General features: G+C 36.6%; 15 protein-coding genes and 1 pseudogene. 7 read left to right on the plus strand and 9 right to left on the minus strand.

The annotated features are described in order from the left end of the window. The first annotated feature begins 14 nt into the window (after positions 1-14). The 3 genes from tal (at position 15) to IO68_RS22060 (ending at position 3,015) form a co-directional block, all read left to right on the plus strand. Positions 15-1,004, plus strand: a complete 990-nt coding sequence (tal, locus tag IO68_RS22050) for a transaldolase (protein ID WP_023012954.1) — start codon at positions 15-17, stop codon at positions 1,002-1,004. 73 nt (positions 1,005-1,077) lie between these two features. Further along, positions 1,078-1,728, plus strand: a complete 651-nt coding sequence (leuE, locus tag IO68_RS22055; protein ID WP_023012955.1) for a leucine efflux protein LeuE — start codon at positions 1,078-1,080, stop codon at positions 1,726-1,728. 108 nt (positions 1,729-1,836) lie between these two features. Next, positions 1,837-3,015 (plus strand): benzoate/H(+) symporter BenE family transporter, encoded by a 1,179-nt coding sequence (locus IO68_RS22060; protein ID WP_023012956.1) that lies wholly within the window; start codon positions 1,837-1,839, stop codon positions 3,013-3,015. 28 nt (positions 3,016-3,043) lie between these two features. On the opposite strand, the gene IO68_RS22065 is transcribed toward IO68_RS22060, so the two are convergent. From IO68_RS22065 to pepN, 5 genes are all read right to left on the minus strand, one after another. Then, positions 3,044-4,876 carry a monovalent cation:proton antiporter-2 (CPA2) family protein gene (locus tag IO68_RS22065; RefSeq protein WP_023012957.1) on the minus strand — a complete coding sequence of 611 codons (1,833 nt, stop codon included), beginning with the start codon at positions 4,874-4,876 and terminating at the stop codon, positions 3,044-3,046. A 156-nt stretch (positions 4,877-5,032) separates the two neighbouring features. Beyond that, positions 5,033-5,449, minus strand: coding sequence for an RDD family protein (locus IO68_RS22070; RefSeq protein ID WP_019384145.1), 417 nt, complete (start codon positions 5,447-5,449; stop codon positions 5,033-5,035). Between the two features lie 67 nt (positions 5,450-5,516). Further along, positions 5,517-6,203: a dienelactone hydrolase family protein gene (locus IO68_RS22075; RefSeq protein WP_023012958.1), complete on the minus strand. Its 687-nt coding sequence runs from the start codon at positions 6,201-6,203 to the stop codon at positions 5,517-5,519. A gap of 132 nt (positions 6,204-6,335) precedes the next feature. Beyond that, a complete protein-coding gene (locus IO68_RS22080) occupies positions 6,336-7,715 on the minus strand; it encodes an L-serine ammonia-lyase (RefSeq protein WP_023012959.1) in 1,380 nt (459 codons plus the stop codon). Between the two features lie 126 nt (positions 7,716-7,841). Then, the gene (gene pepN, locus IO68_RS22085; RefSeq protein WP_023012960.1) at positions 7,842-10,448 is read right to left on the minus strand and encodes an aminopeptidase N; all 2,607 of its coding nucleotides are present in this window, start codon (positions 10,446-10,448) and stop codon (positions 7,842-7,844) included. A gap of 430 nt (positions 10,449-10,878) precedes the next feature. Between pepN and IO68_RS22090 the strand changes: the two genes are divergently transcribed. Next, complete coding sequence (locus tag IO68_RS22090; RefSeq protein ID WP_004878699.1) at positions 10,879-11,136, plus strand: hypothetical protein; 258 nt, start codon at positions 10,879-10,881, stop codon at positions 11,134-11,136. A 66-nt stretch (positions 11,137-11,202) separates the two neighbouring features. Here the strand turns inward: IO68_RS22090 and IO68_RS22095 are convergent, their stop codons facing one another. Together IO68_RS22095 and IO68_RS22100 are read right to left on the minus strand one after the other, a co-directional pair. Further along, on the minus strand, positions 11,203-11,673 hold the full coding sequence (locus tag IO68_RS22095) for a DUF2147 domain-containing protein (RefSeq protein ID WP_023012961.1): 471 nt from the start codon (positions 11,671-11,673) through the stop codon (positions 11,203-11,205). Positions 11,674-11,886: 213 nt separating this feature from the next. Next, a complete protein-coding gene (locus IO68_RS22100; RefSeq protein WP_004878695.1) occupies positions 11,887-12,363 on the minus strand; it encodes a DUF2147 domain-containing protein in 477 nt (158 codons plus the stop codon). A 305-nt stretch (positions 12,364-12,668) separates the two neighbouring features. On the opposite strand from IO68_RS22100, the gene IO68_RS22105 reads away from it, so the two are divergent. Further along, positions 12,669-13,829, plus strand: a complete 1,161-nt coding sequence (locus IO68_RS22105) for a hypothetical protein (protein WP_023012962.1) — start codon at positions 12,669-12,671, stop codon at positions 13,827-13,829. 17 nt (positions 13,830-13,846) lie between these two features. Next, entirely contained in the window at positions 13,847-14,662 is an 816-nt protein-coding gene (gene thiM, locus IO68_RS22110) for a hydroxyethylthiazole kinase (RefSeq protein ID WP_023012963.1), read from the plus strand. A 23-nt stretch (positions 14,663-14,685) separates the two neighbouring features. On the opposite strand, the gene IO68_RS0116840 is transcribed toward thiM, so the two are convergent. Together IO68_RS0116840 and IO68_RS22115 are read right to left on the minus strand one after the other, a co-directional pair. Further along, positions 14,686-15,276 carry a tetratricopeptide repeat protein gene (locus IO68_RS0116840; protein WP_227502879.1) on the minus strand — a complete coding sequence of 197 codons (591 nt, stop codon included), beginning with the start codon at positions 15,274-15,276 and terminating at the stop codon, positions 14,686-14,688. A 50-nt stretch (positions 15,277-15,326) separates the two neighbouring features. Continuing rightward, a complete protein-coding gene (locus tag IO68_RS22115) occupies positions 15,327-16,133 on the minus strand; it encodes a tetratricopeptide repeat protein (RefSeq protein WP_023012965.1) in 807 nt (268 codons plus the stop codon). Positions 16,134-16,567: 434 nt separating this feature from the next. On the opposite strand from IO68_RS22115, the pseudogene IO68_RS34120 reads away from it, so the two are divergent. Continuing rightward, positions 16,568-16,763: pseudogene (locus IO68_RS34120) on the plus strand (sel1 repeat family protein); the annotation flags it as partial.

Below are 16,763 nucleotides of genomic sequence, written 5' to 3' on the forward strand. Positions count from 1 at the left end.
AGAACGCTATATCAATGACTGAAACTGCATTACACCAATTAAAGAATCTAACAACTGTTGTAGCTGATAGTAGCGACCTAGAGGCGATTGAAAAATTTCGTCCACTGGATGCAACAACCAACCCCTCATTGATTACTGCCGCAGCAGAACAGCCAGAAAGCAAACAGCTGATTGAAGATGCTTATACACAAGCAAAACAGGAAGGCTATCAAAGTGATGCGCTGATTGAACGTACCATTGATATTTTAACGGTTAAATTTGGCGTTGAAATTTTAAAACTAATTGATGGTCGAGTTTCAACAGAGGTTGATGCTTCTCTTTCTTATAATACTGAAGCAACGATTGCCAAAGCACGTGAGCTTTCTAAACTCTACCAAGGCTATGGCATTGCTCAGTCACGTATTTTGATCAAGATCGCTTCGACTTGGGAAGGTATCCAAGCAGCGAAAGTACTTGAAGCGGAAGGTATTCCTTGCAACCTCACTTTGTTATTTGGTTTACATCAGGCCCAAGCTTGTGCAGATGCGAAAATCACTCTGATTTCCCCATTTGTTGGTCGTATCTTAGATTGGTATAAAAAAGCTGAAGGTGTCGAGCAATATCCAATTGAAAAAGATCCAGGTGTACTGTCTGTTAAGCAGATCTATAATTATTACAAACAGCAAGGTATTCAAACTCAAGTGATGGGCGCAAGTTTCCGTAGTACAGCGCAAGTTCTAGGTTTAGCAGGTTGTGATTTATTGACAATTGCACCAAGCCTGTTGTCGCAACTGGAACAAGATCAACAGCCTGTTAAAGCTCAGTTGTCAGTTGAAGTGGCGGAACAAGCAGAAAAAATCGAACGTCCAGCTCAAACCAAAGAAAGTTTCAAAGCTGAACTTGAACAAGATTTGATGGCATTCCAATTGCTACAAGGCGGAATCGATGGCTTTATCAAAGCACGTGATCAACTCAGTTTATTGCTACGCCAATCTTTTGGTATTGATGCTGAAATCAAAGCATAATTAGTCGAATTTTCACCTATAAAAACCGATTTTTGCTATATTAGCGAAAATCGGTTTTTTTAATGAGTTTAACGTGTTCGGCATAACAGATTTAACCACGTATATTATTGGTACAATCTTGATCGTGTTATTACCCGGACCTAACTCTATATATGTGATGTCAGTGGCATCACGTTACGGTATACGAACTGGTTATGCCGCTGCTTGTGGCGTATTCACAGGCGATTTTATTTTAATTATTTGTACTGTATTAGGTGCAGCTTCGCTATTAAAAGCATTTCCGATTTTATTTATCGTTTTAAAATTATCTGGTGCTTGTTACCTCGCATATTTAGGCTTTAAGTTATTGCAAAGTACTTTTCAAACATGGAGTCGACCAACGCAACATGCTGAAATGGCTGATTTACCACAATTAGATAAAGTTCATCCTTACCGTACAGCACTTAGTATTAGTCTGCTTAATCCCAAAGCAATTTTATTCTTCCTTTCTTTTTTTGTTCAATTCGTAGAACCCAATTACGCTTACCCTGCATTAAGTTTTTTAATTTTGGCAATTATTCTACAAATTATTAGCTTTAGTTATTTAACCGCTTTAATTTTTTCAGGTGTAAAGCTTGCTAACTTCTTTAAATATAATTATAAACTTGCAGCTAGTGGTATTTGTTTAGTTGGGCTTTTATTTTTTGGATTTGGTTTAAGACTTGCTACTTCAACCATTTCTTAGTTTCAATTTTTCAAATTTGATCAGTTTATTCAATCGCCTAAATACTTCGATTCATTTGTGATTAACGATATACTTTTCAACAAATTTTAATCAAGTTTAGATGCATAGATGCAACGTCTCCTTCAAGATTTCTCGATTCCCGCGGTTTTTGCTGGCTTTATTACTTTTCTTATCGGAATTAGTGTTTCAGCCGTACTGGTGATCCAAGGCGCCCAATCTTTGGGGGCAAATACTGCTCAAATTAATTCTTGGTTTTGGGCGCTTGGGCTTGCAATTGGTCTATCTGGATTAATTTTATCTTGGAAATATAAGTATCCTGTTGCAACCGCATGGTCAACGCCGGGTATTGCCTTAATTATTGCATCTACGGGACATTACGACTTATATGAAGCCATAGGTGCTTTTCTTATTTGTGGAGTCGCAATTGCTATCGTTGGCTTTTCAGGCATTTTCCAGAAATTATTGGCTCATATTCCTCAAAGCCTGACCTGTGCAATGCTAGCGGGTATCTTATTAAAATTTGGAATACAAATTTTCATCAGTTTAGAAACGCAGCTTGGTTTTATTCTAAGTATGTTAGTGATCTATCTCGTATCTAAACGTTTATTCCCTCGTTACAGTATTGTTCTTACTGTTATTTTAGGGGCTATCATTTGCCCTCTATTCATTTATTTTGAACTTCATGCAATCACATGGTCTTTGACACAACCTGTGTGGATGCAACCTTCATTTTCTTGGTCTGCCATTCTTGGACTTGCCTTACCGTTGTTTGTAATCAATATGACTTCACAAAATTTACCAGGTATTGCAATGATTCAAAGTTATGGTTATCAACCACATGTGAATCAACTTGTTGGTTGGACGGGTATTGCACACACTGTTTTTGCTCCTTTTGGCTGTTTTTCCGTTAATTTAGCAGCTATCAGCGCAGCAGTAAGTTTAGATGACCAAGTACATCCTGATCCAAGCAAACGTTATATAGCGGGGATTAGTTGTGGTTTGTTTTATATTTTAATGGGGCTTTTTGCCTCAACTCTAGTCAGTCTACTGATGTCGTTCCCACAAATTTTTATTGTCGCACTTGCTGGAATTGCCTTATTTGCAACAATTAGCCACAACGTAGCAGTCGCATTTTCAAATGTCGAAGAACGCGAAGCAGCTTTACTTACCTTCCTATGCAGCGCATCAGGTGTTCAATTTTGGGGTATTGGCTCAGCATTTTGGGGATTATTGCTTGGAATTTTCGTACTGATCTTATTTAGATTTAAAACAAAAAATAAGCCTTAGAGATTAAGGCTTATTTAGAGAATAAGTTCTATTTACCCTCGAAATCCTTCTGAACCTCTTCATCATTTAAAATACGGCCAGCTTGTTTTGGCCGTAATAAAGGTGAAGTTGGACGAGGATGGCGGTGTGAATATTGTAAACCTACCCCTGCATAAACATCATCTGCGGCAATTTCTGTCTCAAAACGCTCTTCATCCCGCTCACGAATTTCATCACTAATCCGTTTTACTTCGTCCTCATCAACACCAAGACGCTCCAAAATCACGCCACCAAATTTGATTGCGGATTCAAAGGTCTCACGAATCATATAATCCACTTTTTGTTTTACCAAATGCAAAGAATGTTCACGATCATATGAGCGAACTAATAGCTTTACTAAAGGAAATTCATGTGTAACCAGTTCAACGATACGATTAGTTGTTTCCTTGCTATCGACACAGACAACAATTGCTTCAGCTGTTGAAGCACCTGACGCATGTAAAATATCTAAACGACATCCGTCACCATAATAGATTTTAAAACCAAACTTTTCTGCGTTTTGGATCATATCAATGTCATTATCGATAATGGTGACATCAACACCTCTGGCCAATAATAACTGACTAGCTACCTGCCCGAAACGACCAAAGCCGATCAACAAAATACGACCACTAAGTCCCTCAGCAACATTGACATTTTCCAACGAAACTTCGTTTTTACTTTGAGTAAATCGTTTAAATACCACACCAAGAATCGGTGTTAGCACCATTGATAAAACCACAATTGCTGTCAAATTTGACTTAACTGTATTATCAATCACCTGAGCACTCACAGCCGCGGCAAAAAGTACAAAAGCGAACTCACCACCCTGCGCCATCAATAAAGCTCGATCTAAAGCTTCTGTATGCGAACTTTTGGTCATACGTGCAACAACATAAATCATCAAGGCTTTGGCAAACATCATGGCCAAAACGCCACTTACGATCAGCTGCCAGTTCTGTTGTACCACAGATAAATCTAAAGACATCCCCACACCAAGGAAAAATAGTCCTAATAAAATGCCTCTGAATGGCTCAATATCTGCTTCAATCTGATGTCTAAAGGTTGACTCTGATAACAACACACCTGCAAGGAAAGCACCCATCGCCATCGACAAACCACTGATCTGCATTAACAATGCTGCACCTAATACGACTAAAAGTGCCGCGGCTGTCATCACCTCCCGCGCTTTAGCTGCTGCCAAGAGTCTGAATAGTGGATTCAGTAGCCAATAACCCGCAGCGATTAAACCTGCGATGGCAATTAAACCAATCCCAATATTTTCTAAGCGTGTTGATGTAGTTTCGACCACATGATTTGGTGCCATGAATGCAACAATCGCCAATAACGGAACAATCAGTAAATCTTCGAATAAAAGTATTGCAACAACTTTTTGTCCATGCGGTTGTGCAATATCACCACGATCACCCAATAGCTGCATCACAATTGCAGTTGAGGTTAAAACAAAACCAGCCGCCCCAATAAATGCAACTTGCCATTGAAAACCAAAGAGTAAGCCGACACCTGTTAAAGCCAAAGCACAAGCAACGATCTGTAATGTGCCTAAACCAAAGATTTCACGTCTAAGACTCCACAAATGTGATGGTTGCATTTCCAAGCCAATCACAAATAGATACATTACGATACCAAGTTCAGCAATGTGTAAAATCGAAGTAGAATCATGAAAAAAAGCAAAACCAAATGGGCCAATGATAAGGCCTGCAATTAAATATCCTAATACGGACCCTAATCCAATACGCTTAAAAATGGGTACGGCGATAACAGCCGCAGCTAATAAAACTACAGGCGCAATTAAACTGATTGAGTTTGCCTCTGAACTCATACTGTTCTCATTTTTATCAATTTGATTTTATTCTATTTGAAACACGAAAAGACTTATATACCATTTATGAGACAATGCTTCTCAATCTATTTTTTAATGATCTAGAAATAAAAAAATCGCCACGGAGGACGATTTTAAATTTGATTAAACAACTTTCTAAAGCTCTTTTACCACAACTGTCTTAGCCATTTTGTCATGCCAACCCTGTTTTTTAGGATCAAAAGCGACCCAGATCAAACCTATAAATAAAACTAAAGTGGCTGGAATATAACCAATATAGCGAATAATTCCTTGCCCAACAGTAACATTATTTCCTGTTTGCTCATCCAATACTTTTAAACGTAATAGACGTTTACCTGGTGTTCCCGCAAATTTAATCCAACAAAAGATATAAAAAATAGCACTGAGAATTTGACCTAGCCAATCAGCCCAAGTCCAACCCGAAAAATTATTACTCACATTAGGTGCAATAATCATCATAATTGGTATTAGAGCGACTGCCACGATAATCGAATCAATAATTGCTGCACCCACTCGTATCCAGAAACCTGCATACTCATATTTATATGACATTAGCCCCTCTCATTTTATTTCTATAAATGAATAAATATTTATACATAATAACGGCTAAGCATATCATTTATACAGTATTTTGTTTTAACTCTCGATCAAAAAAATCAACTGTACGTTGCCATACGATTTTGGCCTCAGGCATGCCTCGGCTGACACTTCTGAAACCATGCGGCATATTATAGGTATAGGCTTCAACTCGATCGCCTAACTGTTGGATCAACTTTTCCCTTTTTGACTTTGGACAAAATGGATCGACATTCGCCCAATGTCCTTGCAAAACTCGAATCTCATCTAAGGATTCTTTTTTTGGCACACCAACGCCCTCAATCCCTAAAGAATGATGATAAACCACAGGAGCTAACATATCTTCACGTTTGGCCATTTGAATTACATACCCGCCTGTTAAACATTGTCCCAACATGCCTAAACGCCCATTTGAACGTGGATCGGATTTCAATGCATCCAATAAAACATGAATCTCTTGATTCACTCCGCTATCCGCTGCATTGCTACGTCCTGCTTTACTCACCATCGCACGAATACAATATTTGACTGCACCACCATCAAACAAATTAGGTACATAAACGAGATAGCCACGATCAGCTAAATCTTGAGCATCCTCACGATAAACATCAAGAATACCAAATAACTCGTGTAGCAATAAAATTGATGGCACTGCCCCCGATGTTTCTTTAGGTGCGTACACTTCTACTTCTATTTGGCGGGTAGGTAATGTGATTTTTTTTATTTCCATTTTAGTCATCCGTAATATTCGAATCGATTTTATACTATTTATGACAATAATCATTGTCAAATAAAAAAGGATGATCTGCACCATCCTTTCTATAAAAAATTCATTTATCTTTAATGCTTAATTTGGCAATGTTTAACATTCAATCGAGTTGACGGCTAAACCACCTTTGGAGGTTTCTTTATATTTATCTAACATGTCTTTACCTGTTTCTTTCATGGTGTGTATAACTTTATCCAAAGACACATGATGTTCACCATCACCATGTAATGCCATTTGCGCTGCATTTATCGCTTTTACCGCAGCAATTGCATTTCGCTCAATACACGGTACTTGTACCAAACCACCTATAGGATCGCACGTTAAGCCTAAATTATGCTCCAGACCAATTTCAGCAGCATGTTCAACTTGCTCAGGTGTTCCATTTAAAATTTCTGCTAAACCAGCCGAAGCCATTGCACATGCTGAACCAACCTCGCCCTGACATCCAACTTCTGCACCAGAAATAGAAGCATTCAATTTACATAAAATTCCAACTGCTGCTGCGCTTAAAAAGAATTTTACGATGGTATCTTCAGACTCATCTTTTGAAAAATTTACATAATAGGATAAAACTGCTGGAATAATGCCTGCTGCGCCATTGGTTGGTGCTGTTACCACTCGACCACCTGCGGCATTTTCTTCATTAACTGCGAGGGCAAATAAGTTGACCCACTCCATTGCATTAAAGGTCGTTTCAATCAAATTTTGATTTTCTTTTCTTAATAACCGTTGATGAATATTTTTAGCTCGACGTTTTACATTTAATCCACCCTCTAAAACGCCCTCATGCTCTAATCCGCTTTGGATACAGGTCTGCATTGCCTTCCAAATTTCGATAATTTTAGTGCGTATTTCATCTTCAGTTCGCCAGCTTTTCTCATTTTCCAACATCAAATGACTAATACTGCAATTATACTTTTTACACAGCGCTAGTAACTCTTTGGCCGTTTGAAATGGATAAGGAATTTGCGTGTTGTCTTCAATGAAACTGCCATGATTGACATGACTTTCATCTAAAACAAAACCACCACCAATTGAATAATAGGTATTGGCATAAACCTCTTGTTCATGTTTGTCATACGCGACAATTTTCATCGCATTTGGATGATAAGCTAAGGCCTCATCGATAAAAGTAATATCTCGGTCAGCATCAAAATCAATCAGTTTTGTACCATCAACTTTTAGTTTTTTAGTCACTAAAGCTTGATCTAGGGTCAATCGACTTTTTGCAATATCAATCGTTTCAGGCTCATTACCCATGAGACCTAATATTATTGCCTTATCTGTACCATGTCCGACCCCTGTAGAAGATAAGGAACCGTATAAGAAAATTTTGACTTGCTCAATTTTCTGTAAATCACCACGCTCTTTCAGAACTTGAACGAATCGATACGCAGCTCGCATGGGTGCAACGGTATGAGAACTTGAAGGACCAACACCAATTTTAAAAAGATCAAATACACTCAAAGCCATGTGTGATTATTCCTGTAATGTCCCATTTTTATTTTTATGATTTTTTAGTGGGAAAAATTCCATATTCAATAAAAAAGAATAGCCACAACCGTAAACGACTGTGGCTAAGAAAACACTTCTATCAGATTAGATACTCAACAAAGAGTTTAATGTTTCAGATACATTTTTCGACTTCACCTTTGGCTGTAATGCTTTTAGGGCTTGTTGAACTTGAGTACGTTGCGGCTCAATCAGTGTGTACCAACGTGAAAGCACTTGTAGCAAACGTGATCCTAAAATCGGGTTTTTCTCATCTAAATATGTAGCAAGCTGAACGAAATGATCAACGCCATAACTCCATGTATTTACAGGATTCGCCGCTAAACCACCGCTAACTGAACGAATACGGTTCGGTGTACCTAGATCATAATCTACGTGTTTGGTTAAATATTCAATGGTCTCTGCTGTTGCGCATGGATTTGAAGCTTGAATCATAAACCATTGATCTAATGACAAGGCTTCATCTTTGAAACGATTGTAAAAATCATCTAAAGCCGCCTGTGCTTGTGGTGCATCATTCCAAACTAATACACGTAAAGCACCTAAACGTTCAGACATATTGCCTGTCTGTTGATACTGTTCATAAGCCAACTCAAATACAGCATCATCACCTTGGCGAGCAAGCATATTCAACATGATATTTTTTAGCGCACGAACACCCATTGCCAAAGAAAATTCTTTTTGCTGATCTGGATCTAAAGCAAGATAAGTTTCTTTCCAGAATGATCCTAATTCACGCGCTAAACGATTCAGCACAGACTCGCGTTTTTCACGAACAATTTCTGGCTCATAGTCTTGATCAATACGACTACCCAAATAGTTTTCACTTGGTACATCAAACAGACGCGAAGCGAGTAATGGATCTTTATTCACTAAATCTGGCAATGTATTTTTAATCGCCTGAATATAAGTATCTGCTTTATGATCTTCTAATAAGATACGTTCTAATAACGTTTGAGTTGCTTGCCATTGATTAAAACCATTGGTTTCATGCTGAATTAAGAACGCCAAATCATCATTCGAATAATCAAATATCAAATTCACTGGCGCAGAGAAATTACGTAATAATGAAGCAACAGGCTGTTCAGTTATCCCTGTAAACTCAATTGTTGCCTGATCAGTATCAAACAGATAGACACCATCTTTCACATCATTTATAAATAAATCAGTGCTATGCAATGTATATTGCTCACCTGTATTGGCATTGAATAATGCCAAAGCAACAGGAATCGGAACAGCTTTCAAATTTGGGTATTTTGGATGTGCTTTTAAACTTTGTTTAAAGCTCAAACGATAAATTTGCGCAGCAGCATCATATTCACCTTTTGCTTCTAACTTAGGTGTACCTGGCTGATTATACCAAGTGAGGAAGTTAGACAAATCAACACCTGAACCAGCGCTGAGTGCAGCAACCCAATCTTCAACGGTTACGGCTTGACCGTCATGACGAAGGAAATATTCATCCGTTCCTTTACGATATTTTTCTTTACCTAATAAAGTCGCCATCATGCGGTTAATTTCCGCACCTTTCTCATACACTGTCGCAGTATAGAAATTATTAATTTCCACAAAATGATCTGGACGCGGAGGATGTGATAACGGACCAGCATCTTCAGGAAATTGATGTGATTTAAGTACAGCAACATCATCAATACGTTGTACTGCGGCTGACTGCAAATCTTCTGAGAAAGATTGATCACGGAAAACCGTTAAACCTTCTTTGAGGCAGAGCTGGAACCAATCACGACAAGTAATACGATTACCTGTCCAGTTATGGAAATATTCGTGTGCAATCACTGACTGCACACGCATAATCGCAGCATCCGTAGTGAATTCTTCATCGGCAAGTACACACGAGGTATTAAAGATATTGAGACCTTTATTTTCCATTGCTCCCATGTTGAACTGGCTCACAGCCACAATCATATAGTTGTCCAAATCATAAGGACGACCATAGTGTTCCTCATCCCAACGCATAGAATGCTTTAAAGCTTCCATCGCAATATGACATTTTGGAATATCTTTTTCGATGGCATAAATTTCTAATGCAACGTCACGCCCTTCTGAAGTCGTATAACGATCTTTCAGTACCGCCAAATCACCAATCACACAGGCAAATAAATAGCTCGGTTTTTTGGTTGGATCTTGCCAAATCGCAAAATGACGGTCATCACCTGCTTCACCTGTTTCAAGCAAATTACCATTGGCCAATAAAACTGGATATTTTTTATCTGCCTCTACACGTGTAGTAAATACTGAAAGTACATCTGGGCGATCAGGATAGAAAGTTATTTTACGGAAACCTTCTGGCTCATTTTGCGTAACAAATAAATCGCCAGCTTTATATAAGCCTTCAAGTTGTGTATTTGATTCTGGATGAATAATGACTTGTGTTTGAAGAATGACCTCATCTGGTGCATCTGTGATCTGCAATTGTTCACTGTCTAGAACGTATTGATCTGCACTGAGCATCTGACCATTGAGTTGAATCGACTTTAGCTCTAAATCACGGCCTAAAAGCGTTAATGCGCCTGCTGCCTGACGCTTCATCACTAATGTTGAATCAACAATTGTATGATCATCATAAACTTGAATATCTAAATTAATTGATTCAACCAAGAACGATGGCTTTTGATAGTCTTTTAAATAAATGGTTTGATCCGTTTGAACAGGAGGTTGAGCCGCGATATTCATCAGTATTCCTTATCTTTCATGATTTCATGTATATGGTCTTGTCGACAAGACTTCTTGAAGCGTCTTTTATTAGCATAAATTATGCCGTTTGGTCTAAAAATCTCGCATTGAAAACAGTTATAACCACGAGTATCACAGACATCTGCACAAATCATACGCCAACCAATAAAAACTGTCTGTAAGACCCGACATGCGTTTAAAATTTTTATTGGGTTGAGATTGTCTATTTTCAAATAAAATTTGATGAATCGGCTTATCGTTTAGACAAAATTACAACATAGTTTTCTCTTTATAAATAAAAGTGACAAACTTCTCTGCATTTCATCGCTTAATTTACATTTTTTTCGTTAGCTTTACATTTTGTGCACGGTTATTGCTTAAACATATATGCCAATGTAGGTATTTAAAATAACAAGTGAGGGCTACGACTATGGAATTAAAAGCGCATCTTTATCGCCTAGAAAATATTAAAGCAATCCATGATCTTGCCGCTGCAGGCATCGATCATAACGTTATCTCAGTTTTTTTATCAGCGGAGGGAATTAGTCTAACAACACTAGAAGTCACCAATGTAATCAACACCTACGATGCGCTTGGAAAAGAGAAAGTACCAAGTAAGAAAGTTCAAGCATTAATTGCAGCTAAAAAAATTGGTCAGGAGGACGAAAACTTACCATGCCCTGTTTAACGATTTACTTTATCCAATAAAAAAACCTCGAACCTTGTTTAGATTCGAGGTTTTTTATAAAGCTCATTACGGATTTGCACTATCTGTTCGTAACCAAACCACTGTGCGGCCTAAAGCAGATACGCCCATATAGCCACGCATACGTAATCGTTTACCATCACCAGTCACAACAGCTTTGCCTTTATAAACACGACCGCTGGTAGCTTCTAATACACGCCCATCGATATAAGCATCAGCTTTGTTTGGATCTTCTCTAAATCCAGACAGAATCTCTAAGCCTAGCAATGGTTTATTTGTATTTGGCGCTGCACATTTCATACAGTTGGTTAACGCGATACCGCGTGTTGGGTAACGATAAACAATCTTTCCATGAAAACGTCCGTCATTTCCTTTACGGATTTCAACAATTGATAATTGTTCACCTGTTCTTTCTTCGATACTTTTCCAATAGCCTTCGATTGAAGCAGCAAATGTCGTCACACTTGCAAAAGCAATTGAAAGTCCCATGATTCCTTTCATGAGCATATGATTTAGCATATTAACCCCCGTCTTTAAAAAGTAAGCTATTCATCGTTATAAATTTAATGGTCGAAAATTATCACACTTTTTAGGAAGTTACATCGTACAAAACCACTCTTTAGCACAAAAAACAACCACACCGTCATTTTTATTTCATATACATATGTACATAATTTTAAACAAAAAAAAGCCTAAACTCGTTGTTCAGGCCTCTCTGTAAATAGTTCTTATTTACGGATTCGCACTATCTGTTCTAATCCAAACTTGGGTACGACCTAATGCTGAAATTCCCATATATCCACGCATACGCATACGTTTTCCATCAGCACTCAATTGTGCTTTACCTTTATAAATATTACCTGTTTTAGGCTCTAATACACGACCATCAATATACTGATTTGGCTTTTTAGGATCTTCTTTTAATCCCCAAGCAATTTGGAGACCTAAGATTGGCTTATTTTTAAATGGTTCTGGACATTTCACACAATTGGTTAACACTGCTCCACCACCTAAAACTGGATAGCGGTAAACAATCGTTCCTGTATATGTATTATCAGGTTTTTTCTTAATTTCTATGATTGAAAGCTGCTCACCAGTACGGTCATCAATACTTTTCCAAAAACCTTCAGGGGTTGCAGCAAAACTAGTAGAAGTGAATAAAATAAATGATACTCCCATGAGTCCATTCATGAGTGAGTTTCTTTGCATAATATGCTCCGTAATGCAAAATTGATCCATCTAATATACATATGTATTACAACAACAATCGGCAGTCAACACGACCAATAGATATTTAATTACTTAAAATCAAAAAGAATTTTAACTAAGTCACAAATTAACAGTTAAATGAACAAGGGTTAGCAAAGTTATATTTCTTCTCTGTAATTGAAGGCAGTAAAAATCTAAAAAATTAAATCAAATTTCAAGCTTTTAATTTGCAATCTAAAACTATGCATCATTCTTTTATGCCAACATGTATAATCTTTTATTTAGGCATAACAGGTCTCTGCTCAATGGATTTACAGATTCTACAAAAACAGTTAGATGAAAGTAGCCATTGTCCTCTCTGCAAAGCTTCAATGTACTGGGTTGAAGCTGAACAATACACTCAAGATATTCAATTTCATGAGTGCAGCCATTGCGAACATCGTGTGTTTAAGCCTGATAGCAATATGAACTGTCATTGTACTCAATGCACGGCACAACGAAAGAAACAAACACAACAAGCACTTTTACAAGAACAACGTAAATACAAAGCAAAAGATGAAATCATCTATAGTCTCAATCAACTCAGTTTTTTACATAAACTGTTCTTGTTAAGTCTATTAGATGGTTATGCGCGTGAAGATATTCAGCATGATGAAATGATCCATTGGAAAAACATTAAATATCATGAATTCACGCCTAATTTCTTATTCCAGAACCATTTGATTCAAGACCTCGTCAAAGTCGGTATTTTAAAACCACAAGATTCTGGCATTGAAACTGAACATTATTATTTAAATGTTCGCTTAGATGGCTATGCTGACCCAAGTCTGTTTAGTATTACCCACCAGCTTCGCCAGTGGTTTTATGAAAATTTAAGTTTAGGTGTTCCCTTTAAAAGTACAGATGAAGTTAAGGATGCACTCTACTTGGTGCTTTACCAAGAGATTGTGCAATTCATGCAGTTCTACTGTCGTACTTGGGGAATTCAAATTGCTGGAAATCGTTCGTTTCAGGCTTTTTGCTACCGTTTGATGGAGGGGTTAGCGATTGGCCAAATTTACTATCTTATTCAAACCGCTTTAGAATATCTTTATAAACAGAAAGCATTGCAGCCGAGAAATGATAAGTTTATTAATACCAACTTATTGAAAAAGACACTTGAACAATATCGTGAACGCGCTTTGGCTGAACGTTGGGAAACAAGCACATTGCCAAGACCACACAACATTCCTTTTAGTAAAATGAGTGAGGTTTTATTATTTAAGTTTTTGGGTTATGACGAAAATATTTTCTTTCAACCTGTTTGGAAATCTTGGCGTAAAATTGAACCTCGTTTAAATTTTTATTCGGTTAAGCGGTGTATGTATTGTGGTTCGAATGATTTAGTTGTGGATTATGATGCAAAAGATTACGTTTCATTAATTTGCCGTCAATGTAAGCATCAAGACCATTATTTTACGCGTTAGTTAGCTCAGGATTTATCATGTTACAGAAACAACAACTTATTGATCAAGTCATAGAAGCTTGGCATTCATTACAAAAACAATCGCCACTCGTTCAATGTATAACCAATAGTGTTGCCAGTAATTATGCAGCGAATATTTTACTTGCCGCCGGTGCGTCACCTGCGATGATTGATAATCCTTTTCAAGCGGAAGATTTTACTAAAATCAGTTCCGCACTCAGTATTAATGTTGGCACACCAACAACTGAACAGACACAGGCAATGTTAATATCAGCTCAAACTGCTCAGCAGCATGAAGTACCATGGATACTTGATCCTGTGGGTTATGGTGCGATTTTGAAGTGGCGTAGTGAAACTGTAGATCAACTTTTAAAATTTAATCCAACAATTATTCGAGGAAATGCCTCTGAAATCAGTGCGCTGGCTGGCAGTCAAATTCAATCCAAAGGTGTAGACAGTACGCTAAATAGCCAAGATGTATATGTACAAGCAAAGAACTTATTAAACCATGCTAAATGTATTGCGATTTCGGGTGAATCGGATTACATCATTTCTAAAGAATTAGATCTTGTTATTCGGGTAAATGGTGGTTGTCACTTACAACCTAAAATCACAGCAACAGGTTGTGCTTTAGGTGCATTAACAGCAGCGTATAGTGCTGTTAGTGCATCTACAATTGCTGCACTTGCGTCACATATTCACTTTGCAATTGCAGGTAAACTTGCTTATGAGCATGCACAAACCGTCGGTAGTTTTAATGTTGCATTCCTAGATTATGTGCATATGCTTGATGATAATTTAATTCGGCAATATGTGGATGTAGAGTTGGTATAAATTCCTTAATCATTATAGAATTTTTATCTACCATTCTTCTTTAGATAATCCTCTTCATCCATAATTTCCCATTTACTAGAAGGATCATCTATTGCTATTTGTATATTATCTCCATTTTTTAAAATCCGAATATTTTCTTTAACGACTTTACTATCTAGTTCCAGTAATTTTTTTTGAGCGACATCCAAGCCAAACTCTTTGGCTAAAGTATAATAGGCATAAGCAAGATCAAAGTCTTGTTTTACTCCATTACCTTTTTCATATAACGACGCCAAATTATAAGCGGCATGAGGTTCATTTTTTTCTATTGCTTTGTTATACCAGTAGATAGCGTTATCAAAATCCACATTTCCCCAAAAACCATGCTGATAACCATTACCTAATGCATTTTGTGCTTTAGCATCACCTTGATCCGCAAGTTGCTTAAATATTTTATATGCATCTTCATATTTATCTTGATCGAATAAATTTTGTGCTTTTTCAAATAAAGAATTAACGTTTTGTTGGCTATTGTTAGCTTCCTGCTTTGCTGTGTTTTTAGAATTACCACAAGCGACTAAAGAAAATGAAGATAAAAACAGAGTTAGAACAATCAGGAAAATATTCTTTTTCATCTTAACCTTCATATTCGACTAATTTCCTTAAATTAAGCAACTGATATTAATTAATTTGGATGATCAATATACCACTTCAAGTTTTGTTGTGCTTTTGGATCACCTAACTCTGCCAAAGGCTTAATAATTTCAATAGCTTTTTTCACATTTTTAGGTACAGCCTGCCCACTAAAATACATCTCCGCCAATTGAATCTGCGCTAGACTATAATCTTGATTTGCAGATTTAACATACCAGGCAAAGGCTTTATTATAATCTTGTCCAACTCCTTCCCCATAATAATACGCTTGCCCAATATTAAATAAAGCACTTGCATTATCTGCATCAATATCTATAGCTTTCGAAAAATATTCAAGCGCCTTTTTATAATCTTGTTCAAATATAATTCCTTCTGAATAGTATGCGCCTAAAAGAGTCATTGATTCTGAACTCTTTAAGTTTGCTCCCTTTTCAAAATATGGTAGAGCCTGTTTATAATTTCCTTGCAAAAATTCCAGCATGCCTAAATTATGGATGCCTCCCGCATAATTTTGATCAGCTGCTTTTTGAAACCACTTTTTAGCTTGTTTTAGATCAGTTTCTCCCCAAAAACCATGCTGATAACCATTACCTAATGCATTTTGAGCTTTAGCATCACCTTGATCCGCAAGTTGCTTATATATTTTATATGCATCTTCGTATTTATCTTGATCGAATAAATTTTGTGCTTTTTCAAATAAGGGATTAACGTCCTGTTGGCTATGGCTATCTTTCGGTTTTGTCGTATTAGTAGAATTACCACAAGCGACTAAAATAAATGAAGATAAAAACATAGTCAGAACAATTAATAAAACATTCTTTTTTGTCTTAATCAACATACTCAGCACCAATTTATTCAAATCAACAAAATTATTTTATAAATTTTACAACAAAACAATGTAAAAAAAAATTAAAAACATAAAATATTTATAAAAAATATTAGAGTTTATCTATTTTACTATTAATATAATTTTATTTATACATAAAAATCAAATCCACGCACTATTTCATTTTTTAGCAATTATTGTTCCACCATAGCTACGTGTAAAACTAGTTAAAGCTTAATAATACATCATCTACTACTCCGACAGGTACAATTCAAGCCCACCTGTTGTAGGTGCTTTGTCTCTACTATTTAATCTCTTATATTTTTATAAAAACAAGTTATCTCGTTACAAAAAAGTAAATAACAATCCATATAATTAATTGTTCTGCATAAAAATATAAATTAAAATTCATCTTCGTCTATGTTGCGCTAAAGTCTAAAATTTTTATGAAAAATGTTTTGGTTCTTATATCACTTATCTTCTTGATTTCATGTGGTAGTACAAAACAAGAGCACACTGCAAATACTAAGAATTCAAATTCAGAAACAGTATATATTTATGATCAAGAAACAAATAAAAAGCTAAAACAAGCAGAAAATTTCATCAATAATGATCAATATGATAAAGCTTTTCCAATTTTAT

The sequence above is a fragment of the Acinetobacter sp. COS3 genome (genome assembly GCF_000475335.1).
Classification (GTDB): domain Bacteria; phylum Pseudomonadota; class Gammaproteobacteria; order Pseudomonadales; family Moraxellaceae; genus Acinetobacter; species Acinetobacter venetianus.

Bases quoted from the DNA above. Each gene is read 5' to 3' on its own strand.
- IO68_RS22090 (WP_004878699.1), top strand. From the start codon at position 10,879: ATGGAATTAAAAGCGCATCTTTATCGCCTAGAAAATATTAAAGCAATC.
- IO68_RS22100 (WP_004878695.1), bottom strand. From the start codon at position 12,363: ATGCAAAGAAACTCACTCATGAATGGACTCATGGGAGTATCATTTATT.
- IO68_RS22065 (WP_023012957.1), bottom strand. From the start codon at position 4,876: ATGAGTTCAGAGGCAAACTCAATCAGTTTAATTGCGCCTGTAGTTTTA.
- IO68_RS22105 (WP_023012962.1), top strand. From the start codon at position 12,669: ATGGATTTACAGATTCTACAAAAACAGTTAGATGAAAGTAGCCATTGT.
- IO68_RS22075 (WP_023012958.1), bottom strand. From the start codon at position 6,203: ATGGAAATAAAAAAAATCACATTACCTACCCGCCAAATAGAAGTAGAA.
- IO68_RS22070 (WP_019384145.1), bottom strand. From the start codon at position 5,449: ATGTCATATAAATATGAGTATGCAGGTTTCTGGATACGAGTGGGTGCA.
- IO68_RS22080 (WP_023012959.1), bottom strand. From the start codon at position 7,715: ATGGCTTTGAGTGTATTTGATCTTTTTAAAATTGGTGTTGGTCCTTCA.
- tal (WP_023012954.1), top strand. From the start codon at position 15: ATGACTGAAACTGCATTACACCAATTAAAGAATCTAACAACTGTTGTA.
- pepN (WP_023012960.1), bottom strand. From the start codon at position 10,448: ATGAATATCGCGGCTCAACCTCCTGTTCAAACGGATCAAACCATTTAT.
- IO68_RS22115 (WP_023012965.1), bottom strand. From the start codon at position 16,133: ATGTTGATTAAGACAAAAAAGAATGTTTTATTAATTGTTCTGACTATG.
- thiM (WP_023012963.1), top strand. From the start codon at position 13,847: ATGTTACAGAAACAACAACTTATTGATCAAGTCATAGAAGCTTGGCAT.
- IO68_RS22060 (WP_023012956.1), top strand. From the start codon at position 1,837: ATGCAACGTCTCCTTCAAGATTTCTCGATTCCCGCGGTTTTTGCTGGC.
- IO68_RS0116840 (WP_227502879.1), bottom strand. From the start codon at position 15,276: ATGAAAAAGAATATTTTCCTGATTGTTCTAACTCTGTTTTTATCTTCA.
- IO68_RS22095 (WP_023012961.1), bottom strand. From the start codon at position 11,673: ATGCTAAATCATATGCTCATGAAAGGAATCATGGGACTTTCAATTGCT.